The organism is Streptomyces sp. NPDC048514 (assembly GCF_043199955.1).
GTDB lineage: Bacteria > Actinomycetota > Actinomycetes > Streptomycetales > Streptomycetaceae > Streptomyces.
Map to the genome: position 1 here is coordinate 88,234 of NZ_JBICWT010000017.1, position 19,177 is coordinate 107,410.

The window sequence follows — 19,177 nt, forward strand, 5'->3', positions numbered from 1 at the left end:
GTTAGAGCGCGCCCTTCGTGGAGGGGAGGATGCCGGCCGCGCGCGGGTCGCGCTCGGAGGCGTAACGCAGCGCCCGGGCCAGCGCCTTGAACTGGCACTCCACGATGTGGTGCGCGTTGCGCCCGTACGGCACGTGCACGTGCAGTGCGATCTGCGCCTGGGCGACGAAGGACTCCAGGATGTGCCGGGTCATCGTCGTGTCGTACTCGCCGATCATCGGCGCCATCTTCTCGGGCTCGGTGTGCACGAGGTAGGGGCGGCCGGAGAGGTCGACGGTGACCTGGGCGAGGGACTCGTCCAGCGGGACCGTGCAGTTGCCGAAGCGGTAGATGCCCACCTTGTCGCCGAGCGCCTGCTTGAAGGCGGCACCCAGCGCGAGGGCGGTGTCCTCGATGGTGTGGTGGGAGTCGATGTGCAGGTCGCCGTCGGTCTTCACGGTCAGGTCGAACAGACCGTGCCGGCCGAGCTGGTCGAGCATGTGGTCGTAGAAGCCGACCCCGGTGGCGATGTCGGTCCGCCCGGTGCCGTCGAGGTCTATCTCGACCAGGACCGAGGTCTCCTTGGTGGTGCGCTCCACGCGTCCTACGCGGCTCATACCTGGGACTCCTTCTTCACTTCACGGACCGCGTCGAGGAACGCGTCGTTCTCTTCGGGGGTTCCGGCGGACACCCGCAGCCATCCCGGCACGCCGTTGTCCCGGACCAGGACACCGCGGTCGAGGATCTTCCGCCAGGCCTCGTGGGCGTCCTCGAACCGGCCGAACTGCACGAAGTTGGCGTCGGAATCGGTGACGGCGTAGCCGATCGCACGCAGCTCGGCGACCAGCCGGTCCCGCTCCGACTTCAGCTGCTCGACATAGCCGAGCAGCGTGTCCGTGTGCTCCAGCGCGGCCAGGGCGGTCGCCTGGGTGATCGCCGAGAGGTGGTACGGCAGCCGGACCAGCTGGACGGCGTCCACCACCGCGGGGTGCGCGGCGAGGTAGCCGAGGCGGAGCCCGGCCGCGCCGAACGCCTTCGACATGGTGCGGGAGACGACCAGGTGGGGGCGGTCGGCCAGCATCGGCAGCAGCGAGTCGCCGTGACTGAACTCGACGTACGCCTCGTCCACGATCACCATCGACGGCTTGGCCGCCTGGGCGGCGTCGTACAGCGCGAGGACCGTCTCCGGCGGCACCGAGTTGCCCGTGGGGTTGTTGGGGGTGGTGATGAAGACGACGTCCGGCCGGAGCTCGGCGACGGCCCGCTCGGCGGCGGCGACGTCGATCCCGAAGTCCTCGGTGCGCGGACCGGGGATCCAGCCCGTGTTGGTGCCGCGCGCGATCAGCGCGTGCATCGAGTACGACGGCTCGAAGCCGATCGCCGTGCGGCCCGGCCCGCCGAAGGTCTGCAGCAGCTGCTGGATGATCTCGTTGGACCCGTTGGCCGCCCAGACGTTCTCGACGCCGAGCGGGTGCCCGCCGGTCCTGGTCAGATACGCGGCCAGCTCGGTGCGCAGCTCGACCGCGTCCCGGTCGGGGTAGCGGTTCAGGCCGCGGGCGGCCTCGCGCACCCGCTGTGTGATCCGCTCGACCAGCGGCTCGGGCAGCGGGTAGGGGTTCTCGTTGGTGTTCAGCCGTACGGGGACGTCCAGCTGGGGCGCGCCGTAGGGGGACTTGCCGCGCAGCTCGTCGCGGATGGGAAGCTCGTCCCAGGGGGACGACGGGTTGCCGGTCACTTGCTCTCGGGTACCTTCCAGCCGAACCTCGCCTTGATCGCCGCGCCGTGTGCCGGCAGGTCCTCCGCCTCCGCGAGCGTGACCACGTGGTGCGCGACCTCGGCCAGCGCGTCCCTGGTGTAGTCGACGATGTGGATGCCGCGCAGGAAGGACTGGACGGACAGGCCCGAGGAGTGGCAGGCGCAGCCACCGGTGGGCAGGACGTGGTTGGACCCGGCCGCGTAGTCGCCGAGCGAGACGGGGGCCCAGGGTCCGATGAAGATCGCGCCGGCGTTCCTGACCCGGTCGGCGACCGCCGCGGCGTCGGCGGTCTGGATCTCCAGGTGCTCGGCGCCGTACGCGTCGACCACCCGCAGGCCCTCCTCGATGCCGTCGACCAGCACGATCGCGGACTGCCTGCCCGCGAGGGCCGGGCGGATCCGGTCCTCGACGTGCTTGGTGGCCCCGACCTGCGGCTCCAGCTCCTTCTCGACCGCGGCCGCCAGCTCGGCGGAGTCGGTGACGAGGACGGCGGCGGCCAGCGGGTCGTGCTCGGCCTGGCTGATCAGGTCCGAGGCGACGTGCACCGGATCGGCGCTCTCGTCCGCGAGGATCGCGATCTCGGTGGGTCCGGCCTCGGCGTCGATGCCGATCTTCCCGGTGAAGTAGCGCTTGGCCGCGGCCACCCAGATGTTGCCCGGGCCGGTGACCATGTTCGCGGGCGGGCAGGACTCGGTGCCGTGGGCGAACATCGCGACGGCGGTGGCACCGCCGGCCGCGTACACCTCGTCCACGCCGAGCAGGGCGCAGGCGGCGAGGATCGTCGGGTGCGGCAGGCCGCCGAACTCGGCCTGGGCCGGGGAGGCCAGCGCGATGGACTCGACGCCGGCCTCCTGCGCGGGCACGACGTTCATGATCACGGAGGACGGGTAGACGGAGCGGCCGCCCGGCGCGTACAGCCCGACGCGGTCGACCGGCACCCACTTCTCGGTCACCGAGCCGCCGGGCACGACCTGCGTGGTGTGCGTCGTACGGCGCTGCGCGCGGTGGACCAGCCGGGCGCGGCGGATGGACTCCTCGAGGGCGGCGCGCACGGCCGGGTCGAGAGCGGCGAGCGCCTCGGTGAGCGCTCGGGCCGGGACACGGACGGATTCCAGCCGTACTCCGTCGAACTTCTCGGCGAAGTCGATCAGCGCCGCGTCGCCCCGATGATGCACGGCTTCACAGATCGGACGCACCTTCTCCAGGGCGGCCGCCACGTCGAAGTCGGCTCGGGGCAGCAGGTCGCGCAGGGCGGGGCCCTCGGGGAGGGCGTCGCCGCGCAGATCGATTCGGGAGATCACAGTCCCAATTCTCTCAGACCGGCGTCCGGAGCCGTTCGCGCGTATCAATGGCTGATACAGAACATGGGCCAAATGCTGGTACATAGGGTGGCCGGAACCCGGAAGACCATCCTCACGCATGGTGTTCGAGGCGTCACGCACCGGGCATGAACGCCAGTACGACACATGTGACCCACGAGTAGCCCGGACGGGCGAGGAGGAAGGAAGAGCGGTGACCGAGGGGACCGGCCCGCGCGCCGGGGACCTGCCGGACGACCTGACCGCGGCCGAGGCGGGCATGTGGCAGGCCTTCCGCAACGGCAGCGTGTACGACCTGAGCAGCGGGGACGCCGTGGTGGACGATCCCCACGGCGGTCATCCCTGGGGGCCCGGGCGCACCGTGCGGGCGCGCATCGTGTGCTGGCTGCTGCTGGACGGCCCGCCCGCCCTCGCGGGCCGGGTGGCCGCCCTGAAGCTCGTCGGCGTACGGATCACCGACACCCTGGACCTTGCGGGCGGCACGGTCACGCCCTATGTGGAACTGCGCGGCTGCCGCTTCGACGAGGAGGTCAGGCTGCCGGAGGCCCGGTTCACGACCGTGCGCCTGGTGGACTGCTCGGTGCCCCGCCTGGAGGCGGCGCGGGTGCACACGGAGGGCGACCTGCACCTTCCCCGCTGCCGCTTCCAGAACGGGGTCCGGCTGACCGACGCGCACATCGGCACCGATCTGCTGCTCAACCAGGCGATCGTCTACCGCGACCGCAGCGGGCGGTCGATCGCGGCGGACGGCATGACCGTCGGCCAGGACCTGCAGGCGGAACTGCTGGAGTCGCACGGCGAGCTGAGCCTGCGCGGCGCGAAGATCGGCGTCTCGCTGAGCCTGCGCGGCGCGAGACTCGCCAACCCGTACTCCCGGCTCGCCCTGAACGCGCCCCAGCTGACGGTCGAACGCACCCTGTACCTCACCCCGGCCGGCGTGGGCAGCCCGCTGCTGAGCGGCACGACACCCGCGCGCGGGACGCGCATCCAGAGCTTCGAGTGCCGGGGCGGGGTGCGCCTGGACGACGGGCGGTTCGGGGACGCCGTCGACCTGGAGCGGGCCCGGTTCACCCTGACCGAGGACCAGGAGCTGTCGCTGCGCCGGGTGCAGACGCCCGAGCTGCGGTTCCTCGGCGACAAGCCGCAGCACGGCAAGGTGGCGCTGTCCGGCGCCCGGATCGTGAACCTGGTGGACCGCGCGGGCAGCTGGCCGGAGGCCGGCAATCTGCACATGGCCGGGTTCGCCTACGAGAACCTGGTCCCGCAGGGCCCCTTCCCGCTGACCCGGCGCCTGGACTGGGTGTCGGCGGCCACCGCCGAGTACGCCCCGGAGCCGTACGAGCGGCTGGCCTCGGTGCTGCGGGCGGCCGGGGAGGACGAGGACGCGCGCGAGGTGCTGCTGGCGAAGCAGCGCCGGCGCCGCGAGACGCTCCCGCTGGCCGGGAAGTTCTGGGGCTACGTCCAGGACTGGACGGTCGCCTACGGCTACCGTCCGGGGCGGGCCGCGGTGTGGATGGCGGTGCTGTGGGCCGCGGGCACGCTCACGTTCGCCCACGCGGACCATCCGCCGCTGAACCACGACGGGCACCCGTCCTGGAGTCCGGCGCTGTTCACCCTGGATCTGCTGCTGCCGGTGATCGATCTGGGCCAGGCCGGCCAGTGGCGGCTGCGCGGCGGCTGGCAGTGGCTCGCGACCGTGATGATCCTTCTCGGCTGGATCCTGGCGACGACGGTGGCGGCGGGGGCGACCCGCCTGCTGCGGCGGAGCTGACGCGGCGCCCGGCGGACAGCACGGTCACGAAAGCGGGGGCGGGAACGAACCATCGTCTGGCAGCCCCCTGCCCGACGGACGCCCACTCCGCCGCACGCAGCCGGTGTCCGACGGACCCTCACTCGCCACACGCACCCCTGCCCGACGGACGCCCACTCCGCCGCACGCAGCCCATGTCCGACGGACGCCCACTCCGCCGCACGCACCCCAAGCCCGACGGACGCCCACTCCGCCGCACGCAGCCCGTACCCGACGGACGCCCACTCTCCGCCACACGCGCCCCGTGGCCGCCGGACGCTCGTCCACGGCACGGCGGACGGCGACCCACCTCACCCCGGGGGACGCTCACCCGCACCATCCGCACCACCCGCCACCCACCATCCGGCCACCTTTACTCGTCCTTGACCGTCGGGCGTACAACCTTCCGTGACTTGCCGTGATCCTCTGGCGCAGTCTCGACCGGCGGACTTTCAATGGTCGACACCATGGCTCTGCTGCCCTCGTTCATCCGCCCCACCCGGATGTCCAAACGCTCCGCGCGCCCGGCCGGCCGACCGCCGGCCGGGGACGAGGCCGTGCTCGACGCGCCCGACGACCGTCTCTCGCCCGCTCTGGTGGCCGCCGGGCGGGGCGAGTACGCGGCCGCCGCCGAGCTGCTGGCCGCGACCCGCGCTGCGGCCGACTGGGAGAACCGCGACCGGTACGTCAGACGGCTCGCCGCCTTCGCCCGCTCACGCCCCGAATGGTTCGAGGAGTGGCGTGCGACCGCGCCCGACGGCCCCGACGCCCTGCTGCTCGGCGCCCAGCTGGCGGTGGACCGCGCCTGGCCCTCCCCGGCCCGCGCCGAGCTGCTGCGCGAGGTGAGCCCGCTCATCACGGCCGCCGCCCGCGCCGACGACCGCGACCCGGTGCCCTGGCGGATCGCGCTCGACCACGCGCGCGGCTCCCTGGCCGGGCACCGGTACTTCGAGGAGGTGTGGGAGGCGGCCGTCCGGCGCGCCCCGCACCACTACGGCTGCCACGCGGCCGCCCTGCGCTATCTGGCCGCGCTCTGGCACGGCTCGCACCACGAGTGCTTCGACTTCGCGGACCGGGCGGCGCAGGACGCCCCGGCCGAGTCGCTCGTCCAGGCGCTGCCGGCCCGGGCGGCCCTCGGTTACCTGACCGACGGCTGCGGTCCCGAGGTGCCGCGCCGGCGGCTGGACGCGGCGGCGGACCGGGCGGTCGCGCTCTCCGGCCGGTTCCCGGCGGCCGACCCGTGGCCCGCCGAGGTCCGCAACAAGCTGCTGTACGTCCTGCTGCGGCTGGGCCGCCCGGAGGACGCGCGCACCCAGCTGCGCCTGATCGGCCCGTATGCCACGTCCTTCCCCTGGGACCGGCTCTCGGACGACCCGCTGGGACACTTCCTGCGCGTGCGCGAGCACCTCCTGACGGCCGGTTCGCAGCCCGTCCCGGCCGGGCTGATTTGGGAGAGCGCTGACCCGCTGGACGGGCACGGCGGACACGTGTGCGCCGGTGACCACTAGGCTGGGGCGCCGTGACCACCGCCCGTCTCCCGCTCTTTCCGCTGAACTCGGTGCTGTTCCCGGGGCTCGTGCTGCCGCTGAACGTCTTCGAGGAGCGATATCGCGCCATGCTGCGCGAGCTGCTCAAGACCCCCGAGGACGAACCGCGCCGATTCGCCGTCGTGGCCATCCGCGACGGCCACGAGGTGGCGCCGAGCGCCCCGGGCATGCCGGATCCCACGGCACAGCCCGAGCGGGGCCCGGCCGCCGGGTTCGGCCCCGACCCCCTGAAGTCTTTCCACGGGGTGGGCTGTGTGGCGGACGCCGCGACCATCCGGGAACGGGCCGACGGCACGTTCGAGGTGCTGGCGACCGGCACGACCCGGGTGCGGCTGCTGTCCGTGGACACCTCGGGCCCCTTCCTGACGGCGGAGGTGGAGGAGCTGCCCGAGGAACCCGGCGACGAGGCCGGGGCGCTGGCCGAGGGGGTGCTGCGGTCCTTCCGCCAGTACCAGAAGCGCCTGGCAGGGGCCCGCGAACGCTCGCTGTCCACCGGCGCCGACCTGCCGGACGACCCGAGCGTGGTGTCGTACCTGGTGGCCGCAGCGATGGTGCACGACACGCCCACCAAGCAGCGGCTGCTGCAGGCCCCGGACACCGCGTCCCGGCTGCGGGACGAGCTGAAACTCCTTCGCGCCGAGACGTCCATCATCCGTAATCTGCCGTCGTTGCCCGCTTTCGAGCTGACGCGGACGCCGACGAGCCTGAACTGAGCGACACCGGGAAGACCGAGGCCGAGACACTCCGATGGCGAAGAAGCCGAAGAAACAGCAGTCCGGGGGCACGCCCGCGACGGTGGCCCTGACGGCGGCGGGCGTGGAGTTCACCGTCCACTCCTACGACCACGATCCGGCGCACCCCTCCTACGGCGAGGAGGCGGCGGAGGCGATGGGCGTCTCCCCCGCCCGCGTCTTCAAGACCCTGGTCGCCGACGTGGACGGCGAACTGGTCGTCGGCGTCGTCCCGGTGGCCGGCTCGCTGGACCTGAAGGCCCTCGCCGCGGCGGTGGGCGGCAAGCGGGCGGCCATGGCCGACCCGGCCCTCGCCGAGCGCACCACGGGCTACGTCCGCGGCGGCATCTCCCCGCTCGGCCAGCGCAAGAGGCTCCGCACGGTCCTCGACGACTCGGCACCGTCCCACCCGACGATCTGCGTCTCGGCGGGCCGCCGGGGCCTGGAGGTGGAGCTGGCACCGGACGATCTGGCGAAGCTCACGGAAGCGGTACTGGCGCCCGTCGGACGGGCCTGAACGGAACGCCACCGCCGCCGGCCCGGGGACCTGGCGGGGTGCCACCGCCGCCGGCCCGGGGACCTGGCAGGGTGCCACCGCCGCCGGCCCGGGGACCTGGCAGGGTGCCACCGACGCCGGCCGGGAGGACCCGAGCAGGCTGCGGAACGGCCGGCGCAGCGGAGGAAGACGGCTACGGGGCCGGCCGGGCGGGGCCGGCCGGTCACGGTGTCTCGGGGTCCCGTGGCCCGAACAGCGCCATGAGGCCGAGGTGCACCAGCAACGCGGCGAGCGGCCAGGCCAGCAGCGCCCCCTTCGCCGCGAGCTTCAGCGGCGCCGAGAAGGTGACCCCCTTGCCCACGGCCCTCGCGTGCGCGAGCACGTCGGACTCGGGGCCCAGCCACACCCCCAGCCGCCAGGCCAGCACGGAGCCGAGAAGCCCGCCGAGGCCGAGGGCCACGACGAGCGGCACACCCCCGCGCCGCCGCCACAGGAAGACGACCACCGCGCTGACCAGTCCGAAGGCCAGAGCGAGCAGAGTGAACGTTCCGTCCACTCCGGCCGCCTGCTCCCCCTCGGTGTCCTTGAGGTAGACCACCCAGCTCTTGCCGACCTCGTCGCCGACCAGCGGCACGTGCGGCGCCAGCCACCACCACAGCAGTCCCAGCAGTGCCCCGCCGAGCGCCACCGCCACCGTGATCACGGCGGCCTCCCGCACTTCCGTCTTCATCCCGGGGCCGTCCTGTTCGTACACGTCCGCGCCCGGCGCCCCGGCAGGCGGGGAAGTCCGCCAGACCTGGTGCGCGGAGTTGTCGTGCGGCGGCGGAGGCGGAGTCAGCGGTGCGGTCACCCTGACATCGTGCCAGGTCGCGCTGTGCGCCGCGTCACCGGACGGCGGCCCTGCGGTACGCCCAGGTCGCCACCGCCAGCGAGACCACTCCGACACCCGCGCACACCCCCAGGTCAACGAGGACGACGGCCCAGTCCGGGTGTGCCCCGAAGGTCCGGGCGTACGCCTCCACGCCGTAGGTCGAAGGCAGCAGATCGCGGGCCAGACGCACGATCTCCGGCATCCGGTCGGCGGGCAGCACACCCAGCAGCAGCGCCGCCGACATGCCCAGCTGCCCGAGCAGCGTGGCCAGCTCCGGCCGGGGCGCGAGCAGCCCGCAGGCGGCGCCGAGCCCGGCCAGCGCGGCACCGGCGAGCGGGATCACGGCCAGCAGAATCCACAGGTTGGACAGCGGCAGCCCGAACAGTGCGCAGCCGAAGAGGGCGGTCACCAGGGTCCCCGGCACGGTGAAGGAGGCGTACGCCGCCGCCGCGCCCAGCACCACCGCGGCCGGCGGCACCGGCAGGGTGGCGTAGTGATCGAGCCCGCCGCTGGCCCGCAACTGCCCGAAGTACTGCGACAGCAGGTTCAGCGCCACGTACGCGACGACCAGCACGGAGGAGCCGGCCACCACGGACTGGGCCTCGCTGCCGCTGTCGACGACGCCGCGCATCATCACGGCGATGCCCACGGACTGGAAGGTCGCCACGAACAGCAGCGGGATGCGGGCCACCCGGGCCCGGGAGAGCTGTGCGCGGTAGACGGCCACCAGCGAGGGCCACAGCCGCACGGGCGGACCCAGCTCGGCCGCGGCCGGTGCCGCCTCGGGCACGGCCCGGGCGCCGCCCCGCAGAACCTCGGCCGGTACGACACTCACGACGAACTGTTCCCCTTCGCTACGGCAGTCGCGCACATCCATACGCATTCCGCGGCCCGCGCGCTCATGTCTTCACCAGCCCCTGACGGGCCGCGCCGCCCAGTGCCAGGTAGACGTCCTCCAGGCTGGGAGTGGCGAGCGTGAAGTCGTCCAGGGCGGCGAACGCGGCCCCGCCGGTCACGGTGGCGACGACGGCACGGGCCTCCTCGGGCGCCAGCCGGAGCGTCCAGCGCCGGCCGGACTCCGCAGCCCGCTCGCGCAGCACCGCGACCTCGGGCACCTCCAGCGGGGCGCGCTCCCGCCACACCAGCTCGACCCGCACCTCGCCCGCGACCCGTTCCTTGAGCCCCGCCGGGGTGTCGCAGGCGATGACCCGGCCCTGGTCGAGCACGGCGACCCGGTCGAGCACCGTCTCGGCCTCGATGACGTTGTGGGTGACCAGCAGCACGGTTGCACCGTGCTCGGCGCGCCGCCGGTCGAGGGCCGCCCAGACCGCGCGCCGGGCCACCGGGTCCATTCCGGTGGTCGGCTCGTCCAGCACGAGCAGCGGCCGCCGCCCGACGAGGGCGGCGGCGAGGCAGGCCAGCCGCCGCTGTCCGCCGGACAGCTTCCTCAGCGCCCGCCCGGCGATCGGGGTGAGCCCCAGCTCCTCCAGCACGGCGTCCCGCTCGGCCCGCGCCCGCCGTACGTCCAGGCCGCGCAGGCGTCCGGTGGTCTCGGCGGCCAGCGAGACCGTCAGTTCGTCCAGGGCGGAGGACTCCTGACCCAGGTAGGCGAGGATGCGCGCGGCCCGCTCGGGGTGCTTGACGATGTCGTGGCCGAGGATCTCCACGCGGCCGGCGTCCGGCCGCAGCAGCCCGGTCAGCTGGCGCACCAGGGTGGACTTGCCCGCGCCGTTCGGCCCGAGCAGCCCGAACACCTCGCCGCGCCGCACGTCCAGCTCGACCTCGTCGGTGGCCCGGACCTCGGGAGTGCCGGTCGTCCCGCGCCGCCCCTTGACGGCCGGGTAGGTCTTGCTGAGCCCGCGCACGCGTACGACCTCGTCATGCCGAGGTGCCGGTACCGCGCGCGTATTCACAAGGGACGAGACTACGGGGTCGGGGGCCTTTACTCGCCTTTGGGTCCACCTCCGCACGCGACCCGCGAGAAATTCCGGCACACCGGCGCCCGGCCACACCTGAGAGGCCCGTCGGCACCGTCCGCGCCGTCGGTACCGGCGGGCGCGCTCACTCGCCGGTCCCCGCGTGCTCGGCGGCGGCCGGGACGTCGACCTCCCGCCAGAACCCCGCCCGAATGGCGTAGCGGTCGTGCTCGTCGATCTGGTCGTCCTTGTGGGCCAGCAGCCCGAACCGCGCCGCGTACCGCAGCAGCTCCCCGTCGATGCGGTGCGGGATGCGCGGGTACATCTGCGAGAGCTTCTGCAGCTGGGGCTGGTCGCCGAGCCGGGACATCCAGCGGCGGGCGAAGACCTGGCCCACTTCGTAGGGGTCGCCGCCGACCGTGGTGATGTCCTCCTCGCGGTCGGCCCACCGCTGCTCGGCCGTGGTGAGCTGGGCCAGCGTCGGCATGGAGGCGACCTCGGGCGGCTCGGGGACGGCGCCCGGGCGGTCCACCCAGCCCTTGTCGGAGGACCAGCGCAGGGTCGCCGTCGTGGGGGGCTGCGCGGGCTGGAGGCCCGGTGCGCGCAGCGCGGCGAGGTCCTTGGGGGTGGGCACGCCCTTGGGGGCGGGGACCCGCTCCTGGGCGCCGTTCCCGGTGGAAGGGCCGCCCGGGGGGTGCGCGCCCTGCTCGTCGGCGGGCCCGTCGGCGGTGGAGGCGAGCGCGGACTCGGGCAGCGGCGCCGAGAGGATCGCGGCGATCTCGGGCCGGGGCACGGGCGGCGGCGCGCAGACCCCGGTCAGCTCCTTGGCCCGGACGGCCTGGGTGATCCACGCGCGGTCCAGCACCCGCCGCTCGTCGGCCTCGGCGACCAGGTCCTCGGACTGGTTGTAGTCCCCGTCGGCGGCCTGGACGGCCCACAGGTGGACGGCGACGCCGTGCTCCTTGGCGGCCATCATGCCGGGCAGGAGATCGCCGTCACCGGTGACGAGGACGACGTCGGAGCAGGCGCGGTTGCGGGCCAGCTCGGTCAGCTCGGCGTGCATGGCCGCGTCCACGCCCTTCTGCGCCCAGCGCCCGTCACTTCGGGTGAGTGCGCCGAGGCGGACGGTGACCCGGGGCATCACGCGCAGCCGCCGGTGCTCCGGCTGGGGGACCCGGTCGGGGGCGCCGTCGAACCAGTAGATGCGCAGCAGGGGCCGCTCGGTCTCCGCCTCCGCGCGTTCGCGCAGCGCCTGGATCAGCGCGGCGTGGTCGACGGTGATCCGGGACCGCGAGGGCTCGCCGGCAAGGAGGCTGGCGGCGGCTCCCAGCAGATACCCGGCGTCCACCAGGACGATGCAGCGGTCCACGCGACTCACCCTCTTCCCGGGAGGTTTTGCTTCGGACTTGCTCCGAGTCTGCCCGACCGCGCGGGGGTTAACGGCCCGAACTCGATCATCGGCGTGGCGTTTGTGGCTCCCGCTCGCCCACCTTCCCTGTCACACACGGTAATTATCCGACATGCGCCTGATATCAGCCTATGTGAATCTGGATCCGGCCCTGGCCCCTAGATCCCCCACAGGAGGCAGATCACCATGGCCAAGAACAAGAACCGCAAGCAGGCTGGCCCGCAGAACCGCGCCCAGCAGAGCGAGCACGCTCAGGAGCGCGCACAGCGTCCGTCGGCGGAGGAGCAGGAGTCTCCGATGGCGGGCGTCGCGGGTAGCCCCGCGGATGTTGCGCGCAAGAAGCACAAGAGCTTCGGCCACAACTAAAGGGCAGTTGAAGCCCAGCATGCACAGAGAAGGGGCGCACCCTCCAGGGTGCGCCCCTTCGCACGTCGTCGTTCCGGCCCGCCGGGGCGTCGCTCTAGCCCGCCAGGCAGGACGGGCCGAGCAGCACCTTCAGGTCGCCGAAGAGCGCCGGGTCGGGCTTGACCCGGTGCCGGTCCAGGCGCAGCACGGTGGTCTTGCGCGGGCCCTGGAGCTTGATGCGGACCTCGCTGTCGCCCTTGTGGTGGCTGAGGATCTCGCCGAGCCGGCTGACCATGGGCGGGGTGACCCGGGTGGCCGGGATGGTGAGGATCACCGGCGCGTTGGTGCCCGCGTTGGACAGGTCGGGGACCATCAGCTCCATGGCGACGAGCCGCGGCACGTCCTCGCGCTTGTCCAGCCGGCCCTTGACGAACACGACCGCGTCCTCGACGAGTTGGGTCGACACCAGCTGGTACGTCGCCGGGAAGAACATGCACTCGATGGAGCCCGCGAGGTCCTCGACGGTGGCGATCGCCCAGGCGTTGCCCTGCTTGGTCATCTTGCGCTGCAGGCCCGAGATGATGCCGCCGATGGTGACGACGGCGCCGTCGGAGTGCTCGCCCCCGGTGAGCTGGGAGATGCCCGCGTCGGCCTTGTCGGCCAGGACGTGCTCCAGGCCGAAGAGCGGGTGGTCGGAGACGTAGAGACCGAGCATCTCGCGCTCCTGCGCGAGCAGGTAGGTCTTCTCCCACTCGTCGGTGGTGAACTCGACGTCGAGGCCGAAGCCGGGCTCGCTGCTGGTCTCCTCGCCCATGCCGCCGAAGAGGTCGAACTGGCCCTCGGCCTCCTTGCGCTTGACCGCGACCACGTTGTCGATCATCGGTTCGTACTGCGCGGTGAGGCCCTTGCGGGTGTGGCCCATCGAGTCGAAGGCGCCGGCCTTGATCAGGGACTCGGTGGTGCGCTTGTTGCAGACGACCGCGTCGACCTTGTCGAGGTAGTCGGGGAAGGAGCTGTACTTCCCCTTGGCCTTGCGGCACTTGATGATCGACTCGACCACGTTGGTGCCGACGTTGCGGACGGCGGAGAGGCCGAAGAGGATCACGTCGTCGCCCTGGGCGGCGAAGTTGGACTCCGACTCGTTGACGTTCGGCGGGAGCACCTTGATGCCCATGCGGCGGCACTCGTTGAGGTAGATCGCGGACTTGTCCTTGTCGTCCTTGACCGAGGTGAGCAGCGCCGCCATGTACTCGGCGGGGTAGTTCGCCTTCAGATAGGCGGTCCAGTACGAGACCAGGCCGTACGCCGCCGAGTGGGCCTTGTTGAAGGCGTAGCCGGCGAAGGGGACCAGGACGTCCCACAGGGCCTGGATCGCCTCGTCGCTGTAGCCGTTCTTGCGGGCGCCGGCCTGGAAGATGGTGAAGTTCTTGGCCAGTTCCTCGGGCTTCTTCTTGCCCATCACGCGGCGCAGGATGTCGGCCTCGCCGAGCGAGTACCCGGCGATGATCTGGGCGGCCTTCTGCACCTGCTCCTGGTAGACGATCAGGCCGTAGGTGACGTCCAGGACCTCCGTGAGGGGCTCTTCGAGCTCCTTGTGGATGGGGGTGATCTCCTGGAGCTTGTTCTTGCGCAGCGCGTAGTTGGTGTGCGAGTCCATGCCCATCGGGCCGGGACGGTAGAGCGCCGACACGGCGGAGATGTCTTCGAAGTTGTCGGGCTTCATCAGGCGCAGCAGCGAGCGCATGGGGCCGCCGTCGAACTGGAAGACGCCGAGGGTGTCGCCGCGCTGGAGCAGTTCGAAGGTCGTCGGGTCGTCGAGCGGGAGGCTCAACAGGTCGATGTCGACGCCCTTGTTGGACTTCACCATCTTGACGGCGTCGTCCATGATCGTCAGGTTGCGCAGGCCGAGGAAGTCCATCTTCAGCAGGCCGAGCGACTCGCAGCTCGGGTAGTCCCACTGCGTGATGGTCACGCCGTCGGTGTGCCGCACCCACACGGGGACGTGCTCGGTGATGGTCTCGCTGGACATGATGACGCCGGCCGCGTGCACACCCATCTGCCGGACCAGGCCCTCGACGCCCTTGGCGGTGTCGATGACCTTCTTCACGTCCGGTTCGTTCTCGTACATCGCCCGGATCTCGCCCGCCTCGCTGTAGCGCGGGTGGGAGGGGTCGGTGATGCCGTTGAGGTCGATGCCCTTGCCGAGGACGTCGGCGGGCATGGCCTTGGTCAGGCGGTCGCCCATGGCGTAGGGGTAGCCCAGGACGCGCGCGGAGTCCTTGATGGCGTTCTTCGCCTTGATCTTTCCGTAGGTGCCGATCATGGCGACCTTGTCGGCGCCGTACTTCTCGGTCACGTACCGGATCACCTCGACGCGCCGGCGCTCGTCGAAGTCGATGTCGACATCGGGCATGGAGACGCGCTCGGGGTTGAGGAACCGCTCGAAGATCAGGCCGTGCGGGATGGGGTCGAGGTCGGTGATGCCCATGGCGTACGCGACGATCGAACCGGCCGCCGAGCCACGGCCGGGGCCGACCGCGATGCCCTGCTTCTTGGCCCACATGATGAAGTCGGCGACGACGAGGAAGTACCCCGGGAACCCCATCTGGATGATGACGTCCATCTCGTAATCGGCCTGCTTCTGGCGGTCGTCGGGGATGCCGCCGGGGAAGCGGCGCTCCATGCCGCGGCGGACCTCCTCCTGGAACCAGGTGACCTCGGTGTAGCCGTCGGGGATGTCGAACTTCGGCATGAGGTTGCGGGACTCGAACATGCCGGAGGTGTCGATCTGCTCGGCGACCAGGAGGGTGTTGGCGCAGCCCTCCTGCCAGGCGTCCGAGGAGTCGATGGCGTACATCTCGTCCGTGGACTTCAGGTAGTAGCCGGTGCCGTCGAAGCGGAAGCGGTCCGGGTCGGAGAGGTTCTTGCCGGTCTGGATGCACAGCAGCGCGTCGTGGGCACCCGCCTCGTGCGCGTACGTGTAGTGGGAGTCGTTCGTCACCAGCGGCGGGATGCCGAGCTTCTTGCCGATGGCGAGCAGCCCGTCGCGGACGCGGTGCTCGATGTCGATGCCGTGGTCCATCAGCTCCAGGAAGTACCGGTCCTTGCCGAAGATGTCCTGGTAGTCGGCGGCCGCCTTGAGGGCCTCCTCCTCCTGGCCCAGCCGCAGCCGGGTCTGCACCTCGCCGGAGGGGCAGCCGGTGGAGGCGATGAGCCCCTCCGACCACTGGGAGATGGTCTCCTTGTCCATCCGGGGCCACTTCTGCAGCCAGCCCTCGGCGTAGGCGTCCGAGGAGAGGCGGAAGAGGTTGTGCAGGCCCGTCGCGTTCGCCGCCCAGATCGTCTTGTGGGTGTAACCACCCGAACCGGACACGTCGTCCCGCTTCTGGTGCGGCTGGCCCCACTGGATCTTGCGCTTGTTGCGCCGTGACTCGGGGGCGACATACGCCTCGATCCCGATGATCGGGGTGACCCCGGCCTTCTTCGCACTGTGGAAGAAGTCGTACGCCCCGTGCAGGTTGCCGTGGTCGGACATGGCGATGTGCGTCATGCCCATCTCGTTGCAGGCGTCGAACATGTCCTTGAGCCGCGCGGCACCGTCCAGCAGCGAGTACTGGGTGTGGACGTGCAGGTGCGTGAAGGGCGGCTTCGACACGGTTTCGGCCTCCAAGATCGAACAGGTGCGGCGCGAAGCGCCTCGTTGCGGAGCGGTGGTCCGGAGACGGGCGGGCGAACGGGCGCCGACGATCTTCCGACCGGCCGCGGACCGACTGCCGACAGTCTGGGGGACAGCGTCGAAGTCTATGCCCCGGCGCTGACACTCGGCGGGCTTCCCCGCGTACCTTCATCCGGGAACCGGGCACTCCGGCGTGGCGTCGCCCGTTGAGGACGGCGGAAGCGCCGTCGTACCCATTCACGCACATTCACGCACACCGTCCTGCACCAGGAGGCACCCCGCGATGTCGGTCCCCCAGCTCAACGACGAGCAGCGCGGCGAGGAGATCCTCGCCGTCTTCGACACCGCCTTCGGCCGGCTCCTGGCCGCCGACCCGGCCGCGTTCCGGGTGAAGTTCCGGAAGATGGCGGCCTCCGCCTTCGCGTTCTACCGGGGCACGGCGGCCCTCTTCTACCACGACGTCGACGCGGAGAAGCGCGGCGGCCCGTACCTGGACGACCGCACCTCGCGCGTGTGGATCCACGGCGACCTGCACGCCGAGAACTTCGGCACCTACATGGACTCCAACGGCCGCCTGGTCTTCAACGTCAACGACTTCGACGAGGCCTACGTCGGCCCCTTCACCTGGGACCTCAAGCGCTTCTCGGCCTCCATCGCCCTCATCGGCTACGCGAAGGCGCTCAGCGACGAGCAGATCACCGAGCTGGTGACGGTCTACGCCACCGCCTACCGCGAGCGGATCCACGCCCTGGCCACCGGCGCCAAGAGCGACGAGGTGCCGCCGTTCACGCTGGACACCGCGCAGGGTCCGCTGCTGGACGCGCTGCGTGACGCCCGCGCGCTGACCCGCTTCGGGCTGCTGGACTCGATGACCGAGATCCGCGACTTCGAGCGCCGGTTCGCGGCCGGCGGCGGCTCCATCGAGCTGGACGCGGCGACCCGCTACAAGGTCCTGGCCGCATTCGACGGCTATCTGGAGACGCTGCCGGACTCCTCGCTGGCCCGCCCCGACTCCTACCGCGTGAAGGACGTCGTCGGCCGCCGGGGCATCGGCATCGGCTCGGCCGGCCTGCCGTCGTACAACATCCTCCTGGAGGGTCACAGCGACGCCCTGGAGAACGACGTCGTGATCTACATCAAGCAGGCCCAGACCCCGGCCGTCTCCCGGCACATCACGGACCCGGCGATCGCCGGGTACTTCCAGCACGAGGGCCACCGCACGGTGATCTCCCAGCGCGCCCTGCAGGCGCACGCCGACCCGTGGCTGGGCTGGACCGAGCTGGACGGCTCCGGTCAGCTGGTCGCCGAGGTCTCGCCGTACGCGGTCGACCTGGACTGGGGCGACATCGACGACCCGGAGGAGATCGCGGCCGTCGTCGCCGATCTGGGCCGGTCCACCGCCACCATGCACGCGGCCGCCGACGACACCTCCGGCGAGTCCCTGGTGCCGTTCTCCACCGAGCGGGCCATCGACGCGGCGCTCGCGGCCGACGAGGAGGGCTTCGCCCCGCTCCTGGTCGAGTTCGCGCACGGCTACGGCGCACGCGCGCGTGCCGACCACCAGATCTTCCTGGACCTGTTCCGCAACGGCCGGATTCCGGGCCTGTAACCTTCGCGGACTCACAGGCACCCTTTAGGGGTCCCTTAACCGCGTACGTGACAGACTCTCCTCTCGCTATGGACATATCCGGGACCCAGCTCAGAGCCGTGCGCGCGGCGCTGTTCACGGCCTTCGTCGTGACGCTCAGCACCGCGTCGCACGTGCTGCTGTCCCGGGCGCCCCTGCCGGCGGCGACCGTGGTCACGGTGAGCGCCGGAGTGTTCGTCACCGCGTACGCGCTGGCGGGCCGCGAGCGCGGCTTCGGCCGGATCGCGGCCCTGCTGATCCCGCTGGAGCTGGCCGCCGACACGGTATTCACCGGCGGCCAGCACACCTGCTACGGCCGGGCGGGCGGCCCCATCGCGGGCCCGCTGCACGCGATCGGCCTCGACGTGCTGTGCGAGGGGCGGGTGGGTACCCCGCTGGCCCGGGTGGCCGGCGGCCCGGACCGCGCGGCCGCCCTGCTCTCCGAGGCCGGCCCGCACTCCGCCTGGCTGCTGCTCGCCGCGCACGTGGGGGTGGGCCTGCTCGCCGCCGCCTGGCTGCGCCGGGGCGAGCGGGCGCTGACGCAGCTCCTGAGCGGGGTCGCCGGCGCCACCTTCCGACCGCTGCTGCTCGCGGTGGCCGCGGTCGCGGTACGGCCCGCCCCGGTCCGCCGGACTCCTCGTCCGGCACCGCGCCGCGCCGCCGTCCGCGACCGGCATCTCGTGCATTCCCCGGGACGGCGCGGACCACCGTGCCCGGCCGTCGCCGCCTCCGCCTGAGCGCCGAGCGACGACGGCTGAGCACAGCCGGTCCCCCACACGTATCCCGCGTACGACCTGTGCGCGTCCCACATGGAGATCACCAGCATGAGCAAGCGGAACAGCCAGACGGCGAAGACGGCGGCCCGGGAGCGGCTGCGCGAGGAGCGCGAGCGGCAGGCCAGGCGCGACAAGGCCAAGCGGCAGGTCGTCGTGGCCGCCTCGGTGGTGGCCGTGCTCGCGGCGGCCGGCGGCATCGGCTACGCCGTCGTCCAGGCCAACAAGCCCAGCTACTGGGAGGGCCTGAAGGACGGCAAGGTCACCGCCCCGGCCAACACCACGGGCACGAAGGGCACCACGGTCGTCCTCGGCAAGGACAGCGCCAAGAAGACCCTGAAGGTCTACGAGGACCCGCGCTGCCCGGTGTGCGCCCAGTTCGAGCAGGCCGTGGGCCCGACCGTGAAGAAGGACCTCGACGCCGGCAAGTTCAAGATCCAGTTCACCGGCGCCACGTTCCTCGACGGCGACTCGCTGAAGGCCGGCAAGATCGGCGCCAACGGCGAGGGCTCCAAGAACGCGCTGAGCGCGCTCGGCGCCGCGCTGAACGTGTCCCCGGACGCGTTCCTCGAGTACAAGAGCGCGCTCTACTCCGCGAAGTTCCACCCGCAGGAGACCGTCGACAAGTTCAAGAGCGACGACTACCTCCTCGAAATCGCCGCCACCGTCCCGGCCCTGAAGAACAACGCCAAGTTCGAGCAGGCCGTGAAGAACGGCACCTATGACGCCTGGGCGCTGGCCATGTCGAAGAGCTTCGACACCAACAAGGACGGAGTCACCGGCACTCCGGGCTTCGTCATGGACGGCAAGCGGCTGACGGCCGACGGCAAAAACGCCCCGCTCCTGACCGTGGCCGACTTCGACCGGGTGGTGGGCGCGGCCCTCAAGGGCTGACATCCCGCCGGGACCTCGATGAATCCGTGAAGAGCGGGCGAACTTTCGGAG

The 19,177-nt window shown here is 71.8% G+C and carries 16 protein-coding genes; 8 read left to right on the forward strand and 8 right to left on the reverse strand.

Annotated elements, in window-relative coordinates; all coding sequences use genetic code 11:
• Position 1: 1 nt before the first annotated feature.
• Genes hisB through hisD form a run of 3 tightly spaced genes read right to left on the reverse strand, consistent with a single transcriptional unit; the run spans position 2 to position 3,035 of the window.
• Positions 2-595 (reverse strand): imidazoleglycerol-phosphate dehydratase HisB, encoded by a 594-nt coding sequence (gene hisB, locus ACGFT2_RS32345; RefSeq protein ID WP_030743584.1) that lies wholly within the window; start codon positions 593-595, stop codon positions 2-4.
• Positions 592-1,713, reverse strand: a complete 1,122-nt coding sequence (locus ACGFT2_RS32350; RefSeq protein WP_393285352.1) for a histidinol-phosphate transaminase — start codon at positions 1,711-1,713, stop codon at positions 592-594. Before ACGFT2_RS32350 ends, hisB begins: the two co-directional genes overlap by 4 nt.
• Positions 1,710-3,035 (reverse strand): histidinol dehydrogenase, encoded by a 1,326-nt coding sequence (gene hisD / locus ACGFT2_RS32355; RefSeq protein WP_393285355.1) that lies wholly within the window; start codon positions 3,033-3,035, stop codon positions 1,710-1,712. The genes ACGFT2_RS32350 and hisD overlap by 4 nt, the downstream gene beginning before the upstream one ends.
• Before the next feature lie 211 nt (positions 3,036-3,246).
• Here hisD and ACGFT2_RS32360 point away from each other — a divergent pair, with 211 nt between their 5' ends.
• The 4 genes from ACGFT2_RS32360 (at position 3,247) to ybaK (ending at position 7,637) form a co-directional block, all read left to right on the forward strand.
• Complete coding sequence (locus ACGFT2_RS32360) at positions 3,247-4,824, forward strand: oxidoreductase (protein WP_393285358.1); 1,578 nt, start codon at positions 3,247-3,249, stop codon at positions 4,822-4,824.
• Between the two features lie 473 nt (positions 4,825-5,297).
• Positions 5,298-6,350, forward strand: a complete 1,053-nt coding sequence (locus ACGFT2_RS32365) for a hypothetical protein (protein ID WP_393285361.1) — start codon at positions 5,298-5,300, stop codon at positions 6,348-6,350.
• Between the two features lie 11 nt (positions 6,351-6,361).
• Positions 6,362-7,102 (forward strand): LON peptidase substrate-binding domain-containing protein, encoded by a 741-nt coding sequence (locus tag ACGFT2_RS32370; protein ID WP_393285364.1) that lies wholly within the window; start codon positions 6,362-6,364, stop codon positions 7,100-7,102.
• Positions 7,103-7,136: 34 nt separating this feature from the next.
• Positions 7,137-7,637: a Cys-tRNA(Pro) deacylase gene (gene ybaK / locus ACGFT2_RS32375; protein WP_393285366.1), complete on the forward strand. Its 501-nt coding sequence runs from the start codon at positions 7,137-7,139 to the stop codon at positions 7,635-7,637.
• Between the two features lie 202 nt (positions 7,638-7,839).
• On the opposite strand, the gene ACGFT2_RS32380 is transcribed toward ybaK, so the two are convergent.
• From ACGFT2_RS32380 to ACGFT2_RS32395, 4 genes are all read right to left on the reverse strand, one after another.
• Positions 7,840-8,466, reverse strand: a complete 627-nt coding sequence (locus tag ACGFT2_RS32380; RefSeq protein WP_393285369.1) for an AAA family ATPase — start codon at positions 8,464-8,466, stop codon at positions 7,840-7,842.
• Between the two features lie 34 nt (positions 8,467-8,500).
• The gene (locus ACGFT2_RS32385) at positions 8,501-9,322 is read right to left on the reverse strand and encodes an ABC transporter permease (RefSeq protein WP_393285372.1); all 822 of its coding nucleotides are present in this window, start codon (positions 9,320-9,322) and stop codon (positions 8,501-8,503) included.
• A 64-nt stretch (positions 9,323-9,386) separates the two neighbouring features.
• Entirely contained in the window at positions 9,387-10,400 is a 1,014-nt protein-coding gene (locus ACGFT2_RS32390) for an ABC transporter ATP-binding protein (protein ID WP_393285374.1), read from the reverse strand.
• 148 nt (positions 10,401-10,548) lie between these two features.
• The gene (locus tag ACGFT2_RS32395) at positions 10,549-11,772 is read right to left on the reverse strand and encodes an NYN domain-containing protein (protein WP_393285376.1); all 1,224 of its coding nucleotides are present in this window, start codon (positions 11,770-11,772) and stop codon (positions 10,549-10,551) included.
• A gap of 225 nt (positions 11,773-11,997) precedes the next feature.
• Here ACGFT2_RS32395 and ACGFT2_RS32400 point away from each other — a divergent pair, with 225 nt between their 5' ends.
• Positions 11,998-12,177 (forward strand): hypothetical protein, encoded by a 180-nt coding sequence (locus ACGFT2_RS32400; RefSeq protein ID WP_393285378.1) that lies wholly within the window; start codon positions 11,998-12,000, stop codon positions 12,175-12,177.
• A gap of 94 nt (positions 12,178-12,271) precedes the next feature.
• On the opposite strand, the gene dnaE is transcribed toward ACGFT2_RS32400, so the two are convergent.
• Positions 12,272-15,811: a DNA polymerase III subunit alpha gene (gene dnaE / locus ACGFT2_RS32405; protein ID WP_393285380.1), complete on the reverse strand. Its 3,540-nt coding sequence runs from the start codon at positions 15,809-15,811 to the stop codon at positions 12,272-12,274.
• Positions 15,812-16,115: 304 nt separating this feature from the next.
• On the opposite strand from dnaE, the gene ACGFT2_RS32410 reads away from it, so the two are divergent.
• From ACGFT2_RS32410 to ACGFT2_RS32420, 3 genes are all read left to right on the forward strand, one after another.
• A complete protein-coding gene (locus ACGFT2_RS32410; RefSeq protein WP_393285382.1) occupies positions 16,116-17,441 on the forward strand; it encodes a DUF2252 domain-containing protein in 1,326 nt (441 codons plus the stop codon).
• Positions 17,442-17,509: 68 nt separating this feature from the next.
• Entirely contained in the window at positions 17,510-18,196 is a 687-nt protein-coding gene (locus ACGFT2_RS32415; protein ID WP_393285385.1) for a hypothetical protein, read from the forward strand.
• A gap of 87 nt (positions 18,197-18,283) precedes the next feature.
• Positions 18,284-19,126 carry a thioredoxin domain-containing protein gene (locus ACGFT2_RS32420; protein WP_393285387.1) on the forward strand — a complete coding sequence of 281 codons (843 nt, stop codon included), beginning with the start codon at positions 18,284-18,286 and terminating at the stop codon, positions 19,124-19,126.
• Positions 19,127-19,177 lie beyond the last annotated feature (51 nt).